The following is a 21,969-nucleotide window of genomic DNA, read 5'->3' as shown; positions in this document are numbered from 1 at the left end:
TTTAGCGCGAATGCCGGGCCGGGCTGGCAACCGCTGACCCGTCACCCCGGCGGAAGCTGGGGTCTCCCGGGGGCGCGTAGGACAGGAGCCGCAGGAGATCCCCGCTTTCGCTGGGATGACGATATAGGGGCTGGTCGGATCCCTGCGCCCCCTTGCCCCCCGGTTCGGCTATTTGGCGGCCGCGCCGCCGTTGGCGAGCGCCTCGCCGACCAGCGACGGCGTTGCCTGGCCGCCGTTGCTGGCGCCATGCTCGCGGCGCCATTCGCTTTCCTCCTCGGAGGTGACGGTGCCGTCGTGGTTGAGGTCCATCTGGTCGAAGCGACGCAGGGTGCCCTCGCTCCATTCGATCGCGCTGATCGCGCCATCCTTGTTGCGATCGAATTCGAGCAGGCGGCTGTTGCGGCGCGGCAGCTCGGTGGAATCGATCCGGTCGTCGCCGTTGCGATCGAGGGTGCGGAAGCGGCGCTCCATCGAGCTCGAGAAATCGACGCGGCTGGTCACCGCCGGCGGGACGAAGCCGGCGGCATGGGCATCGGCGGCCTGCTGCTTCTTCTCGTTGCTCGCGCCGCAGCCGGCGAGCGCCATCGCCAGCGCCGCGACCAGCGCCGCCTTTGTCACCACCTGCCGCATGCCCATTCCCTCGTTACGCTTCCAGCTCGACGTCCCAATAGAGCCAGTCATGCCATGTGTCGTGGAGATAGTTGGGCGGAAACGCGCGGCCATGTTCCTGGAGATGCCAGTTGGTCGGCCGGATCGGCTCGATATGGAGCGGCATCGCCGCCTGCCGCGGGGTGCGGCCGCCCTTGCGCAGGTTGCACGGCGAACAGGCGGTGACGACGTTTTCCCAGGTGGTGCGGCCGCCTTGGGCCCGCGGCACGACATGATCGAAGGTGAGATCGCGGCCGACGCCGCAATATTGGCAGGCGAAGCGATCGCGCAGGAACAGGTTGAAGCGGGTGAAGGCGGGGAAGGCCGAGGGCCGGACATATTGCTTGAGCGCGATCACCGAGGGCAGCTTGATCGCCGCGGTAGGGCTGCGCACCTCGCGCTCATAATGGGCGACGATATCCACCCGATCGAGGAACACCGCCTTGATCGCGGTCTGCCAGGGCCACACGCTCAACGGATAATAAGAGAGCGGCGTATAATCGGCATTCAATACCAGCGCAGGACAACTGTCCGGATGGCGCATCAGATCGGGATGAAACACGGCTCCTCCCACGGATTGCCCGCGAGCCCTGTCGCCCACGAGGATGACGCAGGCATGACAGCACGATCAATGATTCGCGGTCAAGCCTCTGAGGTTAACGGATCGCGGTTTGCAGGCGGGATCGGCGTACCGCGTCGCGGCAGACGGGTCGTAAACTTCGACGGGCGCGGCTCGCGCTGCTATGGGCTTTGGGCCGATGGACGCCATGATCACCCGCTTCGCGCCGAGCCCGACCGGTCGGCTCCACCTCGGCCACGCCTTTTCCGCGATCCAGGCGCATGACGCGGCGCGCGCCGTCAGCGGCCGCTTCCTGCTGCGGATCGAGGATATCGACGGCACCCGCAGCCGCGCCGACTTCATCGCGGGAATAGAGGAAGATCTCGCCTGGCTGGGGCTGGCGTGGGACGGGCCGGTGGTGCGCCAGTCCGAACGCCTCGAGCGCTACGCGGCAGCGCTGGCGCGACTGCGCGACGATAGCCTGCTCTATCCATGCTTCTGCACCCGCGCCGATATCGCCCGCGAGATCGCCGACAGCGCCGCCGCGCCACACCACGGGCCCGATGGCGCCCTTTATCCCGGGACCTGCCGGCACTTGCCTGCGGCCGAGGCCGAACGCCGCATCGCAACGGGCGAGCCGCACGCCTGGCGGCTGGCGATGAATGCGGCAACAGCGCGGGCTGGGCCGCTCCGCTGGACGGACCTCGATGCCGGCGAACAGCGCGCCGACCCGCAGGCGTTCGGTGACGTCGTGCTGGCACGCAAGGATGCGCCGGCGAGCTATCATCTCGCGGTCACGGTGGACGATGCGGCGCAGGGCGTGACCATGGTGGTGCGCGGGGTCGACCTGATGCGCGTGACCGATATCCACCGCCTGCTCCAGGCGCTGCTCGGGCTGCCGACGCCGCTGTACCGGCACCACCGGCTGCTTACCGGGCCCGATGGCGAACGGCTCGCCAAGCGCCATGGCGCGCCGTCGCTGGCCGGGTTGCGTGCCGCGGGGCAGGACGGTGCGGCACTGGCGGCGCTGCTGCGCGCGGGGCGACTGCCGACGAGCGGCGGCGGCGTGCCATGACGCCGCTCGCCGGGCGGTGACGGTGCCACGCGGCGAGCGGCAAATATGTCGCTGGGACATCATGGCTCAATGACAGCCGTGCCGGCGCGGGCTAGCAACCGAGGGTGACCGCCCTTCGCCGCCTCCTGGCTCGACGCCATCTCGCGCTGATGATCTGCGCCGCGGCGTTGCTGCTCAAGCTGCTGGTGCCGGCCGGCTATATGATCACCGCCGAGGGCGGCCGCATCGGCCTGACGGTGTGCACCGGACTAGCGCCGGCGGCGGCGGTGACCGCGATGCCGGGCATGCACCACGAGATGCCGGCCAAGGATCATGGCAAGCCCGAGCAGCCCTGCGCCTTTGCCGGCCTCGCGGCGCAGATGCTCGGCGCGATCGATCCGACGCTGCTGGTCGCGGCTCTCGCCTTCATCATCGCCGCGGCGCTGGTGCGGGTGCTGCCGGCCGCGCCGACACGCGCCGCCTTCCTGCGGCCACCGCTGCGCGCGCCCCCCGCCTACCGCTGATCGACGCACCGCCCGCCGCCGCGCGGGCCCCAGCCTCTCATCTGTCAGGTAGATTCCCGTGCCCCGTCCTCCGCTCCTGCTCGGCGCCGCCGCGCCGTGCCTCCTGCTGGCCGCGCCCGTCGCGGCCCAGACCTCCACCGCCACCGCCCGCACCGACATCGTCGTCACCGGCCAGCTCGACCAGCCGAGTCTCGACGACCCCAGCGCCACCGCCAGCCGGCTCGGCCTCACCATCCGCGAAACCCCGGCGAGCGTCGAGACGCTGACCCAGGCCGATCTCCAGGTGCAGGGCCTGCGCACCGCGCGCGAAGCCTACAACCAGGTGGTCGGCGCGATCGCCGGCAACGTACCCGGCAACCCCGCGGTGGTGACGCTGCGCGGCTTTTCGGGCAGCGCGGTGTCGGTGCTGCAGGATGGCGTGCGCGTCTCGACCTCGACAGTTGTCGGCCGCGACACCAACACCTGGCATTTCGACCGGATCGAGGTGATCAAGGGCCCTGCCTCGGTGCTCTATGGCGAGGGCGCGCTGGCGGGCGTGATCAACAAGGTGACGCGCAAGCCGACACTCGACGGCGACCATATGGACAGCCTGCTGAGCTATGGCAGCTTCAACACGGTGGAGGCGGCGGGTGGAGTCAACCTCAAGCTCTCCGACAGCGTCGCGCTGCGCGCCGACGCCAGCTATCTTCATTCGGACAGCCTCTACGATGTCGACGACAATGCCACGCGCTCGGCGGGGCTGACCGCGAGCCTGCTCGCCAAGCCGTCCGACGCCCTGTTGATCCTGGTCGCGGTGGATCATTATGCCGATCGCTATGACAGCAGCTACCAGGGGCTGCCGTTCGTCTCGGCGGCGGTGGCGCGCGACCCCAGCGACGCGCTGCGCAGCGCCAACGGCATGGTGCTCGACAAGGCGTTGCGCCGCGCCAACTACAATCCCGCCGGTGCCTATTCGGGCGCGCGCGACACCACCTTGCGCACGCGGATCGACTATCGGCTGGGCGGCGGCTGGAGCCTCGCCGACGATCTCAGCTGGTATCACGCCAAGCGCGATTTCGTGCTGAGCGGCGACCAGAATTTCATCGCGCCCACCGCCGCCTTCCCGGACGGCAGCTTCGCGCGCTCGGTGCAGCGCATCTATCACGACCATCGCTTCTGGAACGAGCGGCTGGTGCTCGCCAACGACGGACATGTCGCCGGGCTGCACAACCGCTTCAGCCTGGGCGGCGAGTATAACCGGACCAAGTTCATCAACCCGCGCCAGCAGAGCCCGGTCGGCGGCAATGCCGCGGTGCCGATCGCGGCGGTCGATCCCTACGATCCAATAGTCGGCGTGTTCCCGAGCGACAGCGCGGCCTATTCGACTACCAACGTCGTCTATGATTCGCGGCTCGAGACCAGCTCGGTGTTCGCCGAAGATGCGCTCAACCTCACGGCCAAATGGCTGCTGGTCGGCGGTGCGCGCTACGACCACATCGCGCTGACGCGGATCATCACCAACCTCAACGCCAATGGCGCGGTGACGCGCGCCGACCCGCGCTACGATCCCTTCTCGTGGCGGGTGGGCACCACCTATGAGGTGACGGCGGGGATCACCCTCTACGGCCAATATACCACCGCGGTGGTGCCGGTGTCGTCGATCCTGCTCCAGTCGATCGCCAACACCGCCTACAAGCTCACCACCGGGCGCTCCTATGAGGCGGGGTTCAAGGCGAGCCTGTTGGGCAGGGCGCTGACCGTGACGGGCGCGGCCTATCGCATCGAGCAGGAGAATATCCTCACCCGCGATCCCAACAACGCCCAGCAGGCAGTGCAGGGCGGGCGGCAATCGTCGCAGGGGGTGGAGCTCTCCGCCACTGCCGCGGTGACGGCGCATCTGTCGCTGCAGGGCGGCGCCTCCTACACCGATGCCCGTTACGTCGAGCTGAGCGAGCTGGTCGGCACCACCCGCGTCGACCGATCGGGCAACCGGCCGATCAACACGCCCTCCACCACCGTCAACGGCTCGGCCCTGTACACGCTGGCGGCGCTGCCGGTGACGCTTGGCGCGTTCGTCCGCCACGCGTCGGGGTTCTACACCGACACCGCCAACACCTATTTCATCCGCGGCCACACCACCGTGGATGCTTCGATCAGCTACCCGGTCTCGCCGCAGGCGACGCTGACGCTGCGCGGCCGCAACCTGACCAACGCCTTCTACGGCGAATATTCGGGCTATCCGGTAACCAACGTCTACATCGGCGCGCCACGCAGCGTCGATGTCGCCCTCTCCACCCACTTCTGAGCCGGAGCGCATCGATGGCGACAACCCCCGCTGCCTCCACGGCCTATCGCGCGATCTGGCGCTGGCATTTCTACGCCGGGCTGATCGTCGCGCCCTTTCTGCTGATCCTCGCGGTGACCGGCTCGATCTATCTGTTCAACGACGAGATCGACGATGCGCTGAGCCCGGGGCTGCGCTTCGTTGCGCCGCGCGCCGAACAGGTGCCGGCGTCGGCGATGATCGGCGCGGCGCTGGCGGCGCATCCGGGTGCGGCGACGCGGATCGACCTGCCCGCCGCCGCAAACCGCGCGGCGGTGGTGTTCGTGAGTCCCTCGCATGGCGACCCGCTGCGCGTCGCGGTCGACCCGCACGATGGCCGCGTGCTCGGCGCGTTCGTCTATACGCACACGCTGGTCGGCTTTGCCGACGAGATGCACGGCTCGCTGACGCTCGGCACGCTCGGCGACCGGATCGTCGAGCTCGCCGCCTGCTGGGCATTGGTGCTGATCGCGACCGGGCTTTACCTGTGGTGGCCGCGCGGGCGGCGTGGGTTGGGCGGGATCCTCTATCCCCGGCTCGGCGCCAGGGGCCGGCTGTGGTGGCGCGACCTGCATGCGGTGACCGGCAGCTGGGCGGTCGCCTTCATCGCCTTCATGCTGTTTACCGGGCTGCCCTGGGCGGGAATCGAGGGCGATCTCATCCAGCGCGGCACCGCGGCGCTCGGCATCGGCTATCCCGCCTCGCACGGCACCCACCATCCCCCCGCCAGCGTGCCGATGAAGCAGGCGCTCGGCGAGGCGCCCTGGACGATGGCGATGGCGCCGATGCCGATGTCCGAGCACGCCGGCCATGCCGGGCACGAGATGGGCGCGGCGGTGCGCGACGATGCCGCGGTAGCCGGCGCCGATCGCGTCACCGCGATGCTCGCGCGCGACCATGGTCTCAGCGGCGGCTATCGGCTGTTCCTGCCGGCGGGCGAGACCGGGGTCTATACCGCTTACACCTACCCGGACCGACCGCAGGGGCAGCGCACCTTGTATATCGACCGCTGGAGCGGTCGGCTCATCCGTGAGGTCGATTTCGCCAACTATGGCTGGGCGGCCAAGGGCATCGAGATCGGCGTGCAGCTGCACATGGGCAATTACTTCGGCTTCGCCAACCAGCTGGTGATGCTCGCCACCTGCCTTGCCATCGTCGTGCTGGTGATCAGCGGCGTCGCCATGTGGTGGAAGCGGCGGCCGCGCGGGCAATTGGCGGCGCCGGCGCGGGTACCCCAGGCGCCGATCGCCGGGGCGGTGGCGATCCTCGCGGCGGCATCGCTGCTGTTCCCGTTGCTCGGCGCCTCCGTGATACTGATCGTGCTGCTCGACCGGCTGATCCTGCTCGCGCGGCGGCGCACGACGAGGATGGACGCTGCCGACCGGTAAGGGGTAGCTGTCAGGCGATGCCGACAGCCGGCCGCGCCGAGGAACCATGACCGACAAGCCCCGCCCCGATCCCGCGTTCGAAGCGCTGCTCCATCATATCCAGGAAAGCCGCGGGCTCGATTTCCGCGGCTACAAGCGCACCAGCCTACAGCGCCGCATCACGCTGCGGATGGAGGCGGTCGGCGCCGCCGACTTTGCGGCCTATCAGGCGCAGCTCGAGGCCGACCCGGGCGAGTTCGAAAGCCTGCTCAACACCGTGCTGATCAACGTCACCTCCTTCTTCCGCGACGAGGAGGCCTGGGAGCGGCTGAAGACGCAGGTGGTGCCGGCCATCATTGCCCGCGCCGAGCCGAGCCGGCCGATCCGGATCTGGAGCGTCGGCTGCGCCTCGGGCGAGGAACCGTTTTCGATCGCGATGCTGTTCGCCGAATATCTCGGCATCACCGAATTCTGCCAGCGGGTGAAGATCTACGCGACCGATCTCGACGAGGAGGCGCTGAAGACCGCGCGGCTGGCGATCTACAGCCCGCGCGACGTGGAAAGCGTGCCTGCCGCGATGCTCGACAAATATTTCGAGCGGACCAACAACCATTATGTGTTCGACCGGACGTTGCGCAAATGCGTGATCTTTGGCCGCCACAATGTGGTCCATGACGCGCCGATCTCGCGCATCGACCTGCTGGTGTGCCGCAACCTGCTGATCTACCTCGAAGGGGAGACGCAGGCGGTGGTGCTGCCGCGGCTGCATTATGCGCTCAACCAGGACGGTTTCCTGTTCCTCGGCAAGGCCGAGACCCAGCTCGCGCGTTCGCCGCTGTTCCGCCCGGTGGAGATGCGCCACCGCATCTTCAGCAAGGTCGCGCAGGAATGGCGGCGGCCGATGCCGGGCAGCCTCGCCGGCACCCGCCCGGCCGGCGACCTGCCGCCGTCCACCGCGCTGTTGCTCGAGGCGGTGATCAACGAAACCGGATCGGCGCTGCTGGTGGTCGACGATACCGGCATGGTCGCGCTCGCCAACACCGCGGCACGCGATCTGCTCGGGATCGGCGAGGCCGATATCGGCCGCCCGTTCCAGGACCTGCCCGTCTCCTACCGGCCGATGGAGCTGCGCGGGCCGATCGACGACGTGTTCCGCCACGGCCGCAGCGTCAAGCTGGAGGATCAGGAGTATCGCCTCACCCAGATCGCAGTGATGCGGCTGACGATCGACATCCGCCCTCTCACCCGGCCCGACGGCAGTACCTATGCCGCGCTGCTGCTGTTCAACTGATACCACCCGCCTCCATTCGCTCGAGCGCGAGCTGGAGACCGCGCAGGAGGGCCTCGAAAATTCGGTGGAGGAGCTGCAATCGGCCAATGAAGAGCTCGAAACCACCAATGAGGAGCTGCAATCCACCAACGAGGAACTCGAGACCACCAACGAGGAGCTGCAATCCACCAACGAAGAACTCGAGACGCTGAACGAGGAAGCGCGATCGAGCAACGAGGAGATGGAGGCGGTCAACGAAGAACTGCGGATCCAGGCCGAGCAAGCGGCCAGCTCGCGGCTGCACCTCGAATCGGTGCTGCGCAGCATGAACGGCGGGATCATCGTCATCAACCGACGGCGGCAGATCGAGGTGTGGAACCGCTGGAGCGAGAATACCTGGGGGCTACGCGCCGAGGAAGTGATCGGCACCGATTTTGCCGCGCTGGAAATCGGCGTGCCGCTCCAGGCATTGGAGGAGAGCTTTGCCGCCGTACAGATCGGTCAAAGCGCCTTCATGGATAATGAGCTGGCCGGCGTCGACCGGCGCGGCCGGCGCATTCTGTGCCGGGTACGCAGCTCGGCCTTGGTCGACGAGAGTGACGAGCACCACGGGCTGGTGATGGTGTTCCAGGACATCACCGACGAGCGTCGCCGCGACGATTATACCCGCTACCTCGGCGGGATCATGGAGCGCGCGCTCAACGAGATCTATCTGCTCGATCCCATCTCGCTGCGCTTCGTGCTCGCCAACGCGGGCGCCCAGCGCAAGCTCGGCTATGCCGAAGAAGAGCTGCTGCGCCTCGGCTTCACCGACGTGCTTCCCCCCGCCTCCGCCGGCGATGTGCGCGAACTGCTGGCGCCGCTGATAGCAGGCGCCAAGGCGGAAGTGCTGTTCGAGACCATGATCAAGCCCGCCGATGGCACGAGCTACCCTGCGGAAATCTCGCTGCGCTACCTGCGCGACGAGCAGCCACCGATCCTGGTCGCGATCGTCCACGACACCCGCGAGCGACACAAGCTGGGGGAGTGATGGCGCGGGCGCGGCGCATCGCCCTGCCCTTCCCGCTTCCTTGCCCCCTCCTTGGCACCGTCAGGCCTCGCCGTTCATCGACGGCTTGCGCAGCGAGGCAATGGCATCCTCCAGCACCTCGATCATCCGGGTGGATTCCTTGGCTGCCTGCTTCCAGCGACTTTCGGCGTGGCCGAGCCCGCGCGCCTGGGCGCTATCACCCATCTGGCGGAACAGGCGGATGCGATCGCGATGGGTGCGCGCCGCGATCGACAGCGCGCGCTCGAGTTCGTCGCTCTGCGCCGCGGCCAGCCCCGACGGGGTGAAGGCATGGCCAACTTGGCAACGAAATCGCACCTCATGTTCGTTTTCGATCCCGTTGAGCACCCCGCCGCAATCCGGGCAGGAGATGTGGCTCGGCGAGCCGGGGGTGACGATGTCGCTTTCCATCACGGCGAATTCCTGTGCAGCCATCTGGTCTTCTACTCGATAGGCATCGGGCAGCGCCTTGGTCGGCCCCGCCTCCTCGGTGACAAGCCGCGTCAGCAACGCCGCCAGATCCGCGAGCGGCACGACATGGCTGACATGATCGCGCTTGAGCGCGTTGCGCGGCATCGACGGCCATTGCGCATCCTCGGGGTCCTGGATCACCGACAGGCCGCCTGCCGCGGTAATCGCGATCAGCCCGTCGGTGCCGTCGTCGAGCAGTCCGGTCAGCACCACGCCAATGACGCGGCCGCCATGCGCCAGTGCCGCCGAGCGGAACAGCGCGTTCACCGCCGGGCGGGTGCGATTCTCGTTGGGGCCGCGGCGCATCAGCACGATCTCATCGCGCACCAGCATGTGATGATCGGGTGCCGCGACATAGATGGTGCCGCGCTTGAACGCCTCGCCATCCTCGGGCGAGCGAGCCGGCAACGGCCCGCAGCGATCAAGCAACACCGGCAGCATGCTGCGGCCGACCGGCGACAGGTGCTGGGCGACGAAGATCGTCGCCGGCAGATCGGCGGGCAGCGCGGCGCACAATCGTTGCAGCGCCTCGACGCCGCCGGCCGACGCGCCGATCACGACGATATCACGGGTTGGCATAGGATGCTCCTGACCTTCGCCCAACGAAGTGCTTGTCCCACAAGCTGCAACCAGCCAGCACCGATGTTGCGCACCAGCGGGGACGGCACCGTTGCCGGCGCCTTGCGCAGTTACTAACCTTCCCGGCGTCAAAGGGATATACCATGACGACAGATGACAGCGATCGGCTGCGCGACGAGATCGAGCAACTTCATACCGCGCTCGAATCGTCGCTGGAGGAAAATAGCCGGCTGGCGGAAGAACGCGACCGGTTGCGATTGCGGGTAACGGTGCTGGCACGCGAGCTGCATGCGGCCGGCGCAGCCTATACGCCCCCACCGCCGCCGCCGGCCGACATCATCGATATCGAGCGCGACCTTCGCCACAGCCAGACGGAGGAGGAACTGCGGGTCGCGTTTGAAGAACTGCAGGTCGTCACCGAAGAACTTGAGGTCGCCAACGCCAGCCTGCAGCAGACCAACGTGGCGCTGGAGGCGCGCGTGGCGGAGCGCACGCAGGAGCTGTGGCGGACAAGCGATGCGCTGCGGATCAGCGAGCTGGCGTTCCGCACCCTGGTCGAAGGCATGCCGCAGCTCGCCTGGCGCTCGCACGGCGAGGGCCAGTGGAGCTGGTCCAGCCCGCAATGGGCGGCCTATACCGGCCAGCCGGCGGAAGAGGCGCTGGGCCGCGGGTGGCTCGCGGTGTTCCACCCCGACGATCGCGACGCGGTGATCGCCGCGTGGCGGGCCGCCGAGGGCCGTGACCTGTTTCAATGCGAGGGGCGGATCTTCCACCTCGCCGAGCAGCGCTACCGGCACTTTCAGTCGCGCGGCACCCCGGTGCGCGACGCCGATGGCAGCGTCATCGAATGGCTCGGCACCTCGACCGATGTCGACGCGCTGCTCCAGCTGCAGCAGCGCCAGGAGGTGCTGGTGGCAGGAGCTGCAGCACCGCACCCGTAACCTGATGGCGGTGGTGCAGACGGTGGTGGCGCGCACCATCAAGAGCAGCGACTCGCTGGCGCATTTCGAGGAGCGGGTGTCGCGGCGGCTGGAGGCGCTGGCGCGCACCCAGGGCATGCTGTCGCGCCGCGGCGAGGGCAAGGTGATGTTCGGCGACCTGCTGCGCGAGGAGCTCGCCGCGCATGTCGAGCTGGATGGCGACGGCAATGGCACCCAGGTGACGACCAGCGGCCCGCGCGAGGTGCCGATGCCCTCGTCCACGGTGCAGACGCTGGCGCTGGGGCTGCACGAACTGGCGACCAACGCGACCAAATATGGCGCACTGGCGAGCCCCGGGGGCCGGCTCGCGGTCCGTTGGCAGATGGTGAAAGGCGGCGATGGCAGCCGGTTGCAGATCGACTGGCGCGAGAGCGGTGTCGCCGACGTGCCCGCGCCCGGCGATCCGCCACGCGGCGGCGGCTATGGGCGCGAGCTGATCGAGCGGGCGCTGCCCTATCAACTGGGCGCGCGCACCTCCTACGCCTTCACCGCCGATGGCGTGCATTGCACGATCGAGATCGCGACCTCGCCCAAGGCCGGCCGCGGCAGCTGACCGCGCGGCCAACCGTGGCCGCGGCCGACGCCTTCCCAGGCGAAGGAGAAGGCGTCGGCCAGGGGTTCAGGGCTTCATCGTCGCCGCGGCGAGCGTCGCGGTGGCAGTCATCGTCCGGTCCGCGGCATCATGCGCGAGCGCGACGGTATAGGCGCCGGGCCTGATCCGCCAGCCGGGCAGCCCCGTGTCATAGTCGGCGATCACCCGCGGCTCGGCGGCGAGCGTGACGTGGCGGACCTCGCCGGGCTGGAGCGTCACCCGGCGAAAGCCCGCGAGCCGCATCGGCGCATCGCCGCCGTTGCGGCGGACATAGACCTGCGGCACGTCGGCGCCGGCGCGCTGGCCGGTGTTGGCGACATCGAACGCGACGGTGAGCGTCTTGCCGCCGGTGACGGTGAGGTTCGAATAGGCGAAGCGGGTGTAGCTCAGCCCATGGCCGAAGGCGAACAGCGGCTGCTGGGCCTTGCGCTCATACCAGCGATAGCCGACGTCGGCGCCCTCGACATAGTCGATCGGGAAGCTCGGCAGGTCGAGGTGAGCGCCGCTGCCGGGATCCGCCGCCGCCTGCGCCTCGGCCGCCGACAATCGATCAAGCCCGACCGGGCGGGGCCGCGGTGCCTGCGCCTCGCGCGCGGGGAAGGTGATCGGCAGCCGGCCGGAAGGATTGACCTTGCCGGTGAGGATGCTGGCGATCGCCTCGCCGCCGCGCTGGCCGGGATACCAGGCCTGGACCACCGCGGGCACATGATCGAGCCAGGGCATCAGCACCGGCCCGCCGGTCTCGAGCACCGCCACCGTATGCGGCTGCGCCGCGGCGACCGCGGCGATCAGCGCATCCTGCTGGTTGGGCAGGCGCAGATCGGGCACGTCGTCGGCCTCGGTGGTCCATTGCGTCGCGAAGACGATCGCGAGATCGGCACGGCGCGCGGCATCGAGCGTCGCATTGAGGTTGCGACCGTCGACGAAGGTCACCTCGGCATCGGGCAATGCCGCGCGCAGCGCCTTCAGCGGCGAGGAGGCATGATAGGTGATCCGCGCGAACGAGGCCGAGCCGCCGGTCGCCAACGGGATCTCGATCGGCGCGCCGCCTACCGAACGGACCTGGCTCGACCCACCACCCGAGAGCACGCCGAGATCCGCGGCGCCGCCGATCACCACGATCCGCCGGGCGGTGCGCGCGAGCGGGAGCAGATCGCCGTCATTCTTGAGCAGCACGATCCCTGCCTCGGCGGCGCGCTGCGCGACCAGCGCATGGACCGCATAATCGGGCGTCTCCGCCTTGGCGGGCATCGCCCGGTCGAACGCGCCGGTTTCGATCAACCCGGTGAGATAGCGCGCGACCATGTCATCGAGCCGCCGTGGCGACACCTTGCCGCTCTCCACCGCGGCCTTGAGCGGCGCCGAGAAATAGGGCGCACGGTCGAGCTCCTGGCCGGATTGCTGGTCGAACCCGACGTTGGCGGCCTTGACGGTGGAATGGACCGCGCCCCAGTCGCTCATCACCCAGCCGGGATAATGCCAGTCGCGCTTGAGCACCTGGTTGAGCAGGAATTCATTCTCGCACGCCCAGTCGCCGTTGACCTTGTTATAGGCGCACATCACCGCGCCGGGGTGGCCCTGTTCGATCGCGAGCTCGAAGGCGAGCAGGTCGCTCATCCTGAACGCCGCCTCGCCGATCCGCGCATCGGCGACGGTCCGCCCGGTCTCCTGCGCATTGAGCGCGAAATGCTTGACCGTGGAGACGATGCCGTTCGATTGCACCCCGGCGATATGCGCACCTGCCAGCGTGCCGGCGAGCAGCGGATCCTCGCCAAGATATTCGAAGTTGCGCCCGTTCCACGGATCGCGGGTGAGGTTGACGCCGCCCGCCAGCAGCACGTTGAAGCGCTTGGACCGCGCCTCGGCGCCGATCATCGCGCCGCCGGCGCGGGCGATCTCGGTATCGAAGCTCGCCGCGGTGGCAAGGCTGGACGGCAGCGCGGTGGCGACATCGCCCTTGCGCTGCTCGACCTGGTTGGCGACGCCGAGCGAGGCATCGCTTTCGCGCACCAGCGGCACGCCAAGCCGGGCATTGCCATCGATATGCCCGGCCGAGGGAATCAGTTCATTGGCCGATTTGCCCGCCGCCATCGGCGGGAACAGCCCGTGGACCAGCGCGATCTTCTCGTCGAGCGTCATCCGCGCAACCAGCGCATCGGCGCGCGCGCGGGCGGCCGCGGCCGTCGGCGGTGATCGCTGCGCCAGCACCACCGTGGCACTCCCGGCGGTCGCGATGATCGACGCCCCGATCAGGAGCCTGTTGAATCGTCCGGCCATCTCTCTCCCCTATTCGCCGCGCGTTGCTCGCGCTGGTGCCCCGCTCCCGGCTCTCCCGGCCGGAAGGGACGTGGTGATGTTGAGCGCAAATCGCCGGTTCGGACAAGGGCTGGCGATCGGTGGTGCATCTCCCCCGCAGCGCAACGATCGCGGCGGCGCCTCGTTGGGTCGACAGCTATCCAGCATGCAGCACCGGAGAATACCATGTTCGGACATACCAAGAAGATCCGCTATGCCGTGGTGGCGGGCGGCCAGATTTCGCAGCAGGCGTTCATGCCCGGCATCGCGCGCACCGACAATTCCGAGCTGGTCGCGCTGGTCACCGACGACCCGGTCAAGGCCGACAAGCTCGCCGGCGATTACGGCATCAAGGCCTGGTCCTATGACGATTATGATCAGTTGCTCGCCTCGGGCGAGATCGATGCGGTCTATGTCGCGACCCCCAATTTCCTCCACACGCCCTATGCCGTGAAGGCGCTGGAGGCGGGCATCCACGTGCTGCTCGAAAAGCCGATGGCCTCCAGCGTCGCCGAGGCCGAGCAGATCATCGCCGCGCAACGCCAGAGCGGCGCCAAGCTGATGGTCGCCTATCGGCTCCACCACGAGCCCGGCAATGTCGAGATGTTCACCCGCGCCCAGGCCGGCGAGTTCGGCGAGCTGCTCGCGTTCACGAGCGTGTTCGCGCAGAATGTCGCCGAGGCCAATTCGCGCGGCCACAACGGTTATTGGGGTGGGCCGGTGCCGGACATGGGCACCTATCCGCTCAACGCGGTGCGCAATCTGTTCGCCGCCGAGCCAATCGCGGTCCACGCCATCGGTACCAAGACGCCCGGCCGCGGCTTTAACTTCCACGACACGGTGGCGGTGACGCTACGCTTTCCGGGCGAGCGGGTGGCGCAGTTCACCGTCAGCTACGCCAGTGCCTCGGCCGAGAATTTCACGCTGGTCGGCACCAAGGCCACGGTCCACGCCGATCCCTGCTTCATGTTCGGCCCCAAGGTGGGGATCGCCTATACCGAGACCACCGAGGAGGGCAGCAAGAAGCACAGCTTCGATCCCGTCGAGCAGTTCGGCAACGAGACGCAGTATTTCTCCGCCTGTATCCTCGAGGATCGTGCCCCGCAGGCCGATGGCGAGGAAGGCTGGTGCGACATGCGCGTACTTGCCGCAGTGGAGCAATCGCTCGACAGCGGTGAGACGGTGACGCTCGAGCCGTTCCAGCGCAGCCGCTACGTGCAGCCGGACCAGGCGCTCAAGCTGAAGCCGGCGAAGGAGCCGAGCGAGGACGAGCTGATCAGCGTCATCCCGCAATCGGCCTGAGCCAATGAAGCGGGCAGCGACGTCGCTGTCGCTGCCCGCTCTCATCAGAGATTGGCGCCGCCGCTGACCTCGAGTGAGCGGCCGTCCACCCAGCGCGACTGGTCGGAGGCGAGGAACAGCACGGCATCGGCGATGTCGTCGGGCTGGCCGATCCGCTTCAGCGCCTGCACGCTCTTGATAAACTCGCGGCCTTCCTCGGTGCCGAGAAACACCTGCGCCATGTCGGTGTCGATCGCGCCGGGCGCGATGGCGTTGACGCGGATCCCGCGGGGGCCGAGTTCCTTGGCAAGGTTGCGGGTGAGCACCTCGACCGCGCCCTTGGTCGCCGAATAGATCGCAGTGCCGTCGAAGGCGACGCGCGCCACCACCGACGACAGGAAAATTACGCTGCTGCCCTCGCCGAGGATGGGAAGAAGCTGCTGAACCAGAAAGAAAGGCGCACGGACGTTGACCGCAAAGTGGCGATCAAACGAGTCGACTGTCTGGCCCTCGATCGATGCGAGATCGGCGATACCGGCGTTGGCGACCAGCACGTGAAGCTGGTTGATGCCAAGATCACGCACCGCCGCCGCGAGCCGATGCGCACCGTCCGCTGCGGCAAGATCGGCGCCGATCGCCTCAGCATCACCGCCGTCGTCGCGGATCTGCGCGACCACCGCGTCCGCCGCCCCGCTGCTCGCGCCATAGTGGACCAGCACCCGGGCGCCACGCGCCGCAAGAGCAACCGCGGTGGCGCGGCCGAGCCCGCGCGAGGCACCGGTAACCAACGCGATTTTGCCGTTCAGATCCGTCATCGTGTATCTCCACAAGGAATGCTGTGGAAATAGACCTCACCGGCCATGGCTCAATTCAGGCTTTCTATACCGCTCAGTACGAAAGCTATGCTGCGCCTGCTCAGCTGGCGCCCGGTTGTGGCAACACCGCCGGATGAGCGGCTGGCGCCGTCGAGCCCTGGACCTCGATCGACGAGAGCAGCAGGCCGGTGTCGTCGAGCAGGTCGAGCCGCCAATAGCTTTCCTGCCAGAACGCACCATCCACCTCCTGCAGCATCGCGCCGGTGAGGATCACGGCCTGGGACCGAGCGGTTTCGATGTTGGGCAGTTCGAAATAATCCCCGTCCACGGGCGGTCCGTCGCCTTCGACACGGAAATGGTAGCGGGGCATGGCAATCTCCTGGCTGCCCCAACTCATTCAATCGCCGCAATTTCCCTCGATATTCCATTGATCTGCATCAGTCTGGCTTGGTGGACAAGCTTGAACGCATCAGGGGACAGCAAAGCACGCTTCGCTGTCCCCTCGATCGTACCCATGTTGTGTCGGCCTGAGCAGCTTGCCCCTCGGCCAAACGAAGACCGGTCAGTTGCGCAGGCTGTCCGGTACGATGCCGCCGTTGTCGGCGAGCTTGGCCATCACCGCCTTGTGCAGGGCGATATTCTCTTCAGCGCTGCCGTCCGCGCCGGCGTGGACGTTAAGCTCGTTTGCGAGTTCCTTGCGGGCGGCAAGGCTGGAATCGAGATCGAGCAGCTTGAGCAGATCGACGATCGAGCTCTGATAATTGCCCCCGCCGTCCTTCATCGCTGCCATTTCCGCCAGCACCGCGCCGACGTCGACCGACTGCGGGGCGGCAGCGGCCGCTGGCGTCGCGGCAGCGGCGGGCGCTGCTGCTGCCGGCACCGCGGGGGTCGACGCCTGGTCAGGAGTCGACGCGGTCGCGGCTGCGGCGCTCGAATGATGGAAGATCTTGTTCATGATGCTGCCGAAAATGCTCATCTGTCGGTTCCTTGCGCTGATCCCGCGGAGCTACCCCGCGAGTTGCTGGCTAGAACGAGGAGCGCTGGACAAAGGTCCGAACCGGGCGTCGTAGACCGCGTCGGAACGCCGCCGCGGGATGGACGTTCGAGTAGCGACGAAACAGTCAGGGATGATGACAATGATCAAGGGCGTGATGCTGCTGACAGCGGCGAGCCTGGGCCTCGCGGCCTGCGGCCACAAGGAAGAGACGACGACCAGCAACACCGTCGTCGCCAATGATACCACGGTGATCGACAACGACACAGCGGCGATGCCGGTCGCGTCGGGCGGCCAGTCCTTCGCCAATATGGCAGCGGCCAGCGATGCGTTCGAGATCGCCACCTCCAAGGCGGCGCTCGCCACCTCGTCGTCGGCAGCGATCAAGAAGTATGCGCAGAAGATGATCGACGCGCACACCGCCTCGACCGCCAAGCTCAAGGCGACCGCCGCCAGCCTCACCCCGGCGATCACGCCGAACCCGGCGCTCAACGCCGAGCAGGAGCAGAAGCTCGCCGCGCTCACCGCCAAGACCGGTGCGGACTTCGATCAGGACTACATCGCCGAGCAGACCGCGGCGCATCAGCAGACGCTGGACACGCTCAAGGGCTATGCCGCGACCGGCGACGTGCCCGCGCTCAAGACGTTCGCGACCGGCCTGGTGCCGACCGTCGCGGCGCACCTCAACATGGCCAAGGCGCTCAAGTCCTGATCTGACGGATCCCGACGGCGTGGGAGCGGCCGGGCGATGCCTGGTCGCTCCCTTTTGCCATCGGGTCAGGGCAGGTCCCGGGCGATGCGGTAGCAGTCCTCGATATGGGCGTTGCCGACCAGCTTCATGGCGCCGAAGCTGATCCCCGCAGCGATCCCGGACCCCACCACCGGCACATATTTGGCAACCGACGCCGCGGCGACGCGGGTCGCCACCCGGCGCAGCAGCGCCGTCACCAGCCGCTTGGTGACCATGCGGCCGATCACGGTGTTGCCCATGCTCGACGCGATCACGAACACCCGTTCGGCGACATGCGGTTCGAGCCTCGCCACCTGCTTGGCGTCGAGGCCGAAGCGCTGGCTGATATCGGGCAGCAGGCTGGCCAGCAGGCCGACGTCGGCGACCATGTCGACGCCGGGCACCGGCACCACCGCGGCGCCGGCTGCCATCAGCGATCGCTTGGTCACCAGCCGCCGGCAGTCGGCGCGGATCACATCGAGTCGGTCGATGGGGATGGGCATGGCGTGTCTCCTCAGGCGCTTGGCGGCATGATCGGGCCGGCGACCTCGACCGCGCGGCGGAAGCCTGGATGATCCTGCAACCGCTGCCAATAAGCGGCGGCGCGCGGATGATCGGCCAGCACGCCGCCGCGCTCAGCGATCGCGAACAGATAGGTCATCTGGATATCGGCGAGCATCGGCGTGTCGCCCATCAGGAACGGCTTGGTGCCGACGCCATCGGCAATGTACTCCAGCGACCGCGGGATCGCGGCATCGGCCATGCCGGTCATCGTCGCGCCGACCCCGCCGCGCAGCCGGTCCATCAGCGCGATGATCATCGGCTGCATCGCCGAGCTCTCGACGTAATCGAGCCATTCCTCGTGAAGCGCGTGCGCATTGCTGCCCTTGGCGGGCGCGAAACGGCCATCCCCGTAGGCATCGTGGAGATAGCGCAGGATCGTCGCGGATTCGGCAAGGGTGAGGTCGCCATCGACGATCACCGGCGACTTGCCGAGCGGATGGATCGCCTTCAGCGCGGGCGGCGCGTGCATCTCGGCGTCGCGCTGGTAGGTGACGACCTCATAGGGCGTGCCGAGCGCCTCGAGCAGCCAGACGATGCGCAGGCCGCGGGAATATTCAAGCATGTGGAGCGTGAGCATGGAAATGTCCTCAAACTGAAGTACGTGCCCGGATTAACCGCCGGCGGGGCTGCCCTCGTCCTGGTCGTCCGGGATCGGCGCGTGAACGGTGTGGCAGATCTCGCGCAGCCCGGCCTTGAGGCCCTCTTCGAGCGTCGGATGATAGAAGGGCAGATCGAGCAGACTGGTCGCCGTCTCGCCGCGGCCGATCGCCCAGGCGAGCAGATGGCCGATATGGTCCATCCCCGGCCCCACCATCGCCGCGCCGGTTAGCCGACCGTCGGGCCGCGACGCATAGAGGCGCACCAGCCCCTCGGCCTGCGCCATGATCTTGGCGCGGCCCTGGTCATCATAGGGCGAGACGCCGATCACGCTGTCTTCCTGGCTCGGCTTGCCGACCACCGCGACCGGCGGGTCGGTGAAGGTGATCGAAAAGGCGACGCTGCGCTCCGAATGGTGGACGTCGGGAAAGCTGGCGGCATTGCGGCCGGCAATCGCGCCTTCCGACGATGCCTCGTGCAGCACCGGCGCATCCGCATCGGCGTCGCCGGCGAGGAAGATCGCCGATCGGCCGCATTGCATGGTCGTGCGGTCGAACAGCGGCACGCCATGGTCGTCGAGGTCGAGCCCGGTTTTATCGAGGCTCAGGCCGTCGAGCGAGGGCGGCCGCCCGGCGGCGACCAGCACCTTGTCGAACGCCCGCATGCCCGCGCTGGCGCCGGTCCAGCGCAGCACCGCCTGCTCGCCCTCGCGGCTCGGCGTGGTGTCGACGCCGAGGTGCACATCCATGTCCCGCGCCAGGATCGTGTGCAGCGCATCGGCGACCATCGCGTCCTTGAGCCCCGCCAGCGTATCGCCCTTGTCGAACACCGCGACCTCGACTCCCAGGCGCGCCATCGCCTGGGCAAGTTCGATCCCCAGCGCGCCGGCGCCGATCACGGCCAGCGACCGGGGAAGATCGGCGAGATCGAAGATCGTCTCGTTGGTCAGTACCAGATCGCCCAATGCGGCAAATGGCTCGGGCACTTGTGGATGCGAGCCGGTGGCGATGACGATCGCCTTGGCCCGAACCGTATCACCGTTGCTGAGCGCGAGGGTATCGGCGCCGCTGAACGTCGCGCGGGCGTTTACCTTGATCTCCTCGGGCAGCTTCTCGATCGACGTGAGCATGCTCGACACGAAGGCGTCGCGCTGCGTGCGGACCCGTGCGAGCACGGCGACACCGTCCACGCGGGGCGGCGCCACGTCGATCCCGAAGGTACCGGCGGTGCGAACGCCATGGGCGGCGGCTGCCGCGGTGATCAGCAGCTTGGAGGGCATGCAGCCGACGGTGGCGCAGGTCGATCCGGTGAAGCCGTCGTCGATCAGCAGGGTCTTGGCGCCGGCGCGACGCGCGGTGCGTTCGGCGGCAAGGCCGGCGGTGCCGGCGCCGATCACCGCGACGTCGCAGACGAATTCGGTCATTCACATCCTTTGGAAGACCGGCCGCGGGAGGAGTTTGCGACCGATAGCAAGGGCATAACGCGCCAGGATCGCGCACGGTCCCTGCCGTCTTCCCGGCTTATCGCACCAGATAGGGGATGCGCACCAAGAAGGATGAGCCGGCCGCCATCGTGCCACGCGCGCGGATCCTGACGTTGGTCACCGCGCCCTGCGATGCCAGATCGCCAGCCACGGGGACGTAGCTCCAGCTGGCGCCGCCGTCCGCGGAGAAATCGACATCGTCGCCCAGATCGGACGGATTGATATAGCGGACGGCGAGCGACGAGGCCGGCGAGCCATCGGCGTAGGTGATCGCCGCCGCTTGCGACGTGCCATCGCCGTCGAGCGCGATCACCGTCCCGCCGGGGGTGCCGACGATGACGTCGACGAACGGGCTGTCGAACGGCGCGATGTCCGGATTGCGGAATGTCACCGATAGCGCGCGCCGGCTACCGGGGAGATCGCGGGGATTGATGGCCTTGTTGACCGGATCCCAGGTCGTGGCCGAACTGGTGGTGATCACCGCCGCGACCGGGGTGACGGTGAGCGTGACGTCGATGACGGAGGTGCCGATGCTCTTGTCAGGCGTGCCGACGCAGGCACCGAGCAGGCCGATGCCGGTGCAGATGTTCCAGCTCCAGGCGATGGTGATCGTATCCTTGTACACGCCGACCGGCGGGAACACGGCATCGTCGGGCTTGATGAAGATCGGCAGATCGGCGTTGCTGCTACCGAGCAGGCCCAACAGGTTGAGCAAATTGTTCTGGGTGTAATCGACCGTGGAGCCCTGGACGGCGGCATAGGCGCCAGCCTCGTCGGCCGATGCCTTATAGCCGATGCTCCCGCCGCCGCCGTCCCGGACCAGCTTGAAGGTGTTGGCGCTGAAGAACGTCGCCCTCACATAGTCGCCGCCGAGGAGGTTGAGCAGCGCGAAGCTGCATTGCAGCCCTGCCCGTGCCCTGGTGACCGGCACGACCTTGGCCTTGACCGCACTGGGAGAGTAAGTGCCGAGCGCCGCGTTCGTCGCCGATACGGTGCACGCCGTGGCGGCCCTGGCATAGACGATCGCGGCCAGCAGCATCGCCGGCGCCAGCCACCGCCGCGTCAACCCGACGCGACAGCGGCTGCCGACAATGATGAACCCGAGAGCGATACGAGCGAGCGGCGTGACGATCCTGTGCATGGCAGTGCCGGCATCTGCCCACAGGCTTAACGATCGATGGATAAACCAGGCTGGTGATCGTTCCGGGTTGGCCCTTCAGCGTCCGCCGACGATCGTCACAACGGCACGTGGCGCGATCCGCGCGCATGCATCAAAGGGCAAGGCGCGTCCCCTCTGACGTGCCGGACCTCCCCTTACGATCGCCGCTTATTTGCGGATCGTGACCATCGCGACCGGATTGTCCTTGGTGGAGGCATTGGCAGCGATCGTCTTGACCTTTTCCGCCTTGGGCTTGCGAACTTCCTTGTTCGACTTCTGCTGGCTTTTTGCCATGTCGTCATCCTTTGGAGCGAGACGCCCCGACAAGGCCACTACACCGTTCGGCGCCGATCACGGCATCGTAAGTTGGCCGCTGCGTGCCGGCCGCGGTCTCAGCGCTGTCGCGTGGCGGATTTCGCGGCAGGAACGATGTCGCGTCGCCGCCGGTTGCACCTATTCCTGAAGGAGAGTGCCCATGCGTACCAAGATTGCGACCCTTGCCGCCCTGCTCGCCGTTGGCCTGACCGTGAGCGGCTGCCACTATGGCCGTCCCGGCCACGACAGCGACCGCTCCGGCCACCATGGCCATCATCGCGGCGATCACGACGGCGGCGATCGGCACGACTGACGCGTAGCTGCGCGGGGGAGCGGCGGACG

24 protein-coding genes are annotated in these 21,969 nt (G+C 67.9%); 11 read left to right on the top strand and 13 right to left on the bottom strand.

From position 1 onward, the window contains the following. Positions 1–168: 168 nt before the first annotated feature. Both OXR60_RS14455 and OXR60_RS14450 read right to left on the bottom strand, forming a co-directional pair. Positions 169–630 carry a hypothetical protein gene (locus OXR60_RS14455; RefSeq protein WP_267396637.1) on the bottom strand — a complete coding sequence of 154 codons (462 nt, stop codon included), beginning with the start codon at positions 628–630 and terminating at the stop codon, positions 169–171. A 13-nt stretch (positions 631–643) separates the two neighbouring features. Then, entirely contained in the window at positions 644–1,210 is a 567-nt protein-coding gene (locus OXR60_RS14450; protein WP_267396636.1) for an HNH endonuclease, read from the bottom strand. Between the two features lie 196 nt (positions 1,211–1,406). On the opposite strand from OXR60_RS14450, the gene gluQRS reads away from it, so the two are divergent. The 6 genes from gluQRS to OXR60_RS14420 all read left to right on the top strand — a co-directional run bounded on the left by gluQRS (position 1,407) and on the right by OXR60_RS14420 (position 8,754). Next, entirely contained in the window at positions 1,407–2,282 is an 876-nt protein-coding gene (gene gluQRS / locus OXR60_RS14445) for a tRNA glutamyl-Q(34) synthetase GluQRS (protein ID WP_267396635.1), read from the top strand. A gap of 104 nt (positions 2,283–2,386) precedes the next feature. After that, positions 2,387–2,785, top strand: a complete 399-nt coding sequence (locus OXR60_RS14440; protein WP_267396634.1) for a DUF2946 family protein — start codon at positions 2,387–2,389, stop codon at positions 2,783–2,785. Between the two features lie 58 nt (positions 2,786–2,843). Further along, positions 2,844–5,069 (top strand): TonB-dependent siderophore receptor, encoded by a 2,226-nt coding sequence (locus OXR60_RS14435; RefSeq protein ID WP_267396633.1) that lies wholly within the window; start codon positions 2,844–2,846, stop codon positions 5,067–5,069. Between the two features lie 14 nt (positions 5,070–5,083). After that, positions 5,084–6,475 carry a PepSY domain-containing protein gene (locus tag OXR60_RS14430; protein WP_267396632.1) on the top strand — a complete coding sequence of 464 codons (1,392 nt, stop codon included), beginning with the start codon at positions 5,084–5,086 and terminating at the stop codon, positions 6,473–6,475. Between the two features lie 46 nt (positions 6,476–6,521). Then, positions 6,522–7,745, top strand: a complete 1,224-nt coding sequence (locus tag OXR60_RS14425) for a CheR family methyltransferase (RefSeq protein WP_267396631.1) — start codon at positions 6,522–6,524, stop codon at positions 7,743–7,745. Next, positions 7,720–8,754 carry a PAS domain S-box protein gene (locus OXR60_RS14420; RefSeq protein ID WP_267396630.1) on the top strand — a complete coding sequence of 345 codons (1,035 nt, stop codon included), beginning with the start codon at positions 7,720–7,722 and terminating at the stop codon, positions 8,752–8,754. Before OXR60_RS14425 ends, OXR60_RS14420 begins: the two co-directional genes overlap by 26 nt. Before the next feature lie 60 nt (positions 8,755–8,814). Here the strand turns inward: OXR60_RS14420 and OXR60_RS14415 are convergent, their stop codons facing one another. Further along, positions 8,815–9,822: a chemotaxis protein CheB gene (locus OXR60_RS14415; RefSeq protein WP_267396629.1), complete on the bottom strand. Its 1,008-nt coding sequence runs from the start codon at positions 9,820–9,822 to the stop codon at positions 8,815–8,817. Between the two features lie 143 nt (positions 9,823–9,965). On the opposite strand from OXR60_RS14415, the gene OXR60_RS14410 reads away from it, so the two are divergent. Both OXR60_RS14410 and OXR60_RS14405 read left to right on the top strand, forming a co-directional pair. Further along, positions 9,966–10,763, top strand: a complete 798-nt coding sequence (locus OXR60_RS14410; RefSeq protein ID WP_267396628.1) for a PAS domain-containing protein — start codon at positions 9,966–9,968, stop codon at positions 10,761–10,763. Between the two features lie 4 nt (positions 10,764–10,767). After that, a complete protein-coding gene (locus tag OXR60_RS14405) occupies positions 10,768–11,355 on the top strand; it encodes an HWE histidine kinase domain-containing protein (protein ID WP_267396627.1) in 588 nt (195 codons plus the stop codon). Positions 11,356–11,421: 66 nt separating this feature from the next. Here OXR60_RS14405 and OXR60_RS14400 read toward each other — a convergent pair whose 3' ends face one another. After that, on the bottom strand, positions 11,422–13,671 hold the full coding sequence (locus OXR60_RS14400; protein WP_267396626.1) for a beta-glucosidase: 2,250 nt from the start codon (positions 13,669–13,671) through the stop codon (positions 11,422–11,424). Between the two features lie 204 nt (positions 13,672–13,875). Between OXR60_RS14400 and OXR60_RS14395 the strand changes: the two genes are divergently transcribed. Then, entirely contained in the window at positions 13,876–14,991 is a 1,116-nt protein-coding gene (locus tag OXR60_RS14395) for a Gfo/Idh/MocA family oxidoreductase (protein WP_267396625.1), read from the top strand. A 44-nt stretch (positions 14,992–15,035) separates the two neighbouring features. Here the strand turns inward: OXR60_RS14395 and OXR60_RS14390 are convergent, their stop codons facing one another. The 4 genes from OXR60_RS14390 to OXR60_RS14375 form a co-directional block, all read right to left on the bottom strand. Next, complete coding sequence (locus OXR60_RS14390) at positions 15,036–15,785, bottom strand: SDR family oxidoreductase (protein ID WP_267396624.1); 750 nt, start codon at positions 15,783–15,785, stop codon at positions 15,036–15,038. Between the two features lie 100 nt (positions 15,786–15,885). Continuing rightward, positions 15,886–16,155, bottom strand: coding sequence for a hypothetical protein (locus OXR60_RS14385; protein WP_267396623.1), 270 nt, complete (start codon positions 16,153–16,155; stop codon positions 15,886–15,888). A 23-nt stretch (positions 16,156–16,178) separates the two neighbouring features. Then, on the bottom strand, positions 16,179–16,301 hold the full coding sequence (locus tag OXR60_RS14380; RefSeq protein ID WP_267396622.1) for a hypothetical protein: 123 nt from the start codon (positions 16,299–16,301) through the stop codon (positions 16,179–16,181). A gap of 46 nt (positions 16,302–16,347) precedes the next feature. Continuing rightward, complete coding sequence (locus OXR60_RS14375; RefSeq protein WP_267396621.1) at positions 16,348–16,761, bottom strand: DUF3597 family protein; 414 nt, start codon at positions 16,759–16,761, stop codon at positions 16,348–16,350. A gap of 151 nt (positions 16,762–16,912) precedes the next feature. Between OXR60_RS14375 and OXR60_RS14370 the strand changes: the two genes are divergently transcribed. Continuing rightward, a complete protein-coding gene (locus OXR60_RS14370; protein WP_346015438.1) occupies positions 16,913–17,491 on the top strand; it encodes a DUF4142 domain-containing protein in 579 nt (192 codons plus the stop codon). 65 nt (positions 17,492–17,556) lie between these two features. On the opposite strand, the gene OXR60_RS14365 is transcribed toward OXR60_RS14370, so the two are convergent. From OXR60_RS14365 to OXR60_RS14345, 5 genes are all read right to left on the bottom strand, one after another. Beyond that, the gene (locus OXR60_RS14365; protein ID WP_267396620.1) at positions 17,557–18,012 is read right to left on the bottom strand and encodes a hypothetical protein; all 456 of its coding nucleotides are present in this window, start codon (positions 18,010–18,012) and stop codon (positions 17,557–17,559) included. A gap of 11 nt (positions 18,013–18,023) precedes the next feature. Beyond that, on the bottom strand, positions 18,024–18,650 hold the full coding sequence (locus tag OXR60_RS14360; protein WP_267396619.1) for a glutathione S-transferase: 627 nt from the start codon (positions 18,648–18,650) through the stop codon (positions 18,024–18,026). 33 nt (positions 18,651–18,683) lie between these two features. Then, entirely contained in the window at positions 18,684–20,093 is a 1,410-nt protein-coding gene (locus OXR60_RS14355; RefSeq protein WP_267396618.1) for a dihydrolipoyl dehydrogenase, read from the bottom strand. A gap of 97 nt (positions 20,094–20,190) precedes the next feature. Beyond that, positions 20,191–21,294 carry a spore coat protein U domain-containing protein gene (locus OXR60_RS14350; protein WP_267396617.1) on the bottom strand — a complete coding sequence of 368 codons (1,104 nt, stop codon included), beginning with the start codon at positions 21,292–21,294 and terminating at the stop codon, positions 20,191–20,193. 186 nt (positions 21,295–21,480) lie between these two features. Beyond that, positions 21,481–21,606, bottom strand: a complete 126-nt coding sequence (locus OXR60_RS14345; protein ID WP_267396616.1) for a hypothetical protein — start codon at positions 21,604–21,606, stop codon at positions 21,481–21,483. 181 nt (positions 21,607–21,787) lie between these two features. Between OXR60_RS14345 and OXR60_RS14340 the strand changes: the two genes are divergently transcribed. Next, on the top strand, positions 21,788–21,940 hold the full coding sequence (locus OXR60_RS14340) for a hypothetical protein (protein WP_267396615.1): 153 nt from the start codon (positions 21,788–21,790) through the stop codon (positions 21,938–21,940). The last annotated feature ends 29 nt before the right edge of the window (positions 21,941–21,969 follow it).

The sequence above is a fragment of the Sphingomonas sp. GC_Shp_5 genome, from assembly GCF_026540855.1.
GTDB lineage: Bacteria > Pseudomonadota > Alphaproteobacteria > Sphingomonadales > Sphingomonadaceae > Sphingomonas.
Note: the sequence above shows the minus strand (reverse complement) of the source record. Positions and strands in the feature narration are given on the sequence as shown.

Coding starts and splice junctions, on each gene's coding strand:
- OXR60_RS14455 (WP_267396637.1), bottom strand. CDS start 630: ATGCGGCAGGTGGTGACAAAGGCGGCGCTGGTCGCGGCGCTGGCGATG.
- gluQRS (WP_267396635.1), top strand. CDS start 1,407: ATGGACGCCATGATCACCCGCTTCGCGCCGAGCCCGACCGGTCGGCTC.
- OXR60_RS14430 (WP_267396632.1), top strand. CDS start 5,084: ATGGCGACAACCCCCGCTGCCTCCACGGCCTATCGCGCGATCTGGCGC.
- OXR60_RS14425 (WP_267396631.1), top strand. CDS start 6,522: ATGACCGACAAGCCCCGCCCCGATCCCGCGTTCGAAGCGCTGCTCCAT.
- OXR60_RS14420 (WP_267396630.1), top strand. CDS start 7,720: ATGCCGCGCTGCTGCTGTTCAACTGATACCACCCGCCTCCATTCGCTC.
- OXR60_RS14415 (WP_267396629.1), bottom strand. CDS start 9,822: ATGCCAACCCGTGATATCGTCGTGATCGGCGCGTCGGCCGGCGGCGTC.
- OXR60_RS14410 (WP_267396628.1), top strand. CDS start 9,966: ATGACGACAGATGACAGCGATCGGCTGCGCGACGAGATCGAGCAACTT.
- OXR60_RS14405 (WP_267396627.1), top strand. CDS start 10,768: ATGGCGGTGGTGCAGACGGTGGTGGCGCGCACCATCAAGAGCAGCGAC.
- OXR60_RS14400 (WP_267396626.1), bottom strand. CDS start 13,671: ATGGCCGGACGATTCAACAGGCTCCTGATCGGGGCGTCGATCATCGCG.
- OXR60_RS14395 (WP_267396625.1), top strand. CDS start 13,876: ATGTTCGGACATACCAAGAAGATCCGCTATGCCGTGGTGGCGGGCGGC.
- OXR60_RS14390 (WP_267396624.1), bottom strand. CDS start 15,785: ATGACGGATCTGAACGGCAAAATCGCGTTGGTTACCGGTGCCTCGCGC.
- OXR60_RS14385 (WP_267396623.1), bottom strand. CDS start 16,155: ATGCCCCGCTACCATTTCCGTGTCGAAGGCGACGGACCGCCCGTGGAC.
- OXR60_RS14380 (WP_267396622.1), bottom strand. CDS start 16,301: ATGGGTACGATCGAGGGGACAGCGAAGCGTGCTTTGCTGTCCCCTGAT.
- OXR60_RS14375 (WP_267396621.1), bottom strand. CDS start 16,761: ATGAGCATTTTCGGCAGCATCATGAACAAGATCTTCCATCATTCGAGC.
- OXR60_RS14370 (WP_346015438.1), top strand. CDS start 16,913: ATGATGACAATGATCAAGGGCGTGATGCTGCTGACAGCGGCGAGCCTG.
- OXR60_RS14365 (WP_267396620.1), bottom strand. CDS start 18,012: ATGCCCATCCCCATCGACCGACTCGATGTGATCCGCGCCGACTGCCGG.
- OXR60_RS14360 (WP_267396619.1), bottom strand. CDS start 18,650: ATGCTCACGCTCCACATGCTTGAATATTCCCGCGGCCTGCGCATCGTC.
- OXR60_RS14355 (WP_267396618.1), bottom strand. CDS start 20,093: ATGACCGAATTCGTCTGCGACGTCGCGGTGATCGGCGCCGGCACCGCC.
- OXR60_RS14350 (WP_267396617.1), bottom strand. CDS start 21,294: ATGCACAGGATCGTCACGCCGCTCGCTCGTATCGCTCTCGGGTTCATC.
- OXR60_RS14345 (WP_267396616.1), bottom strand. CDS start 21,606: ATGGCAAAAAGCCAGCAGAAGTCGAACAAGGAAGTTCGCAAGCCCAAG.
- OXR60_RS14340 (WP_267396615.1), top strand. CDS start 21,788: ATGCGTACCAAGATTGCGACCCTTGCCGCCCTGCTCGCCGTTGGCCTG.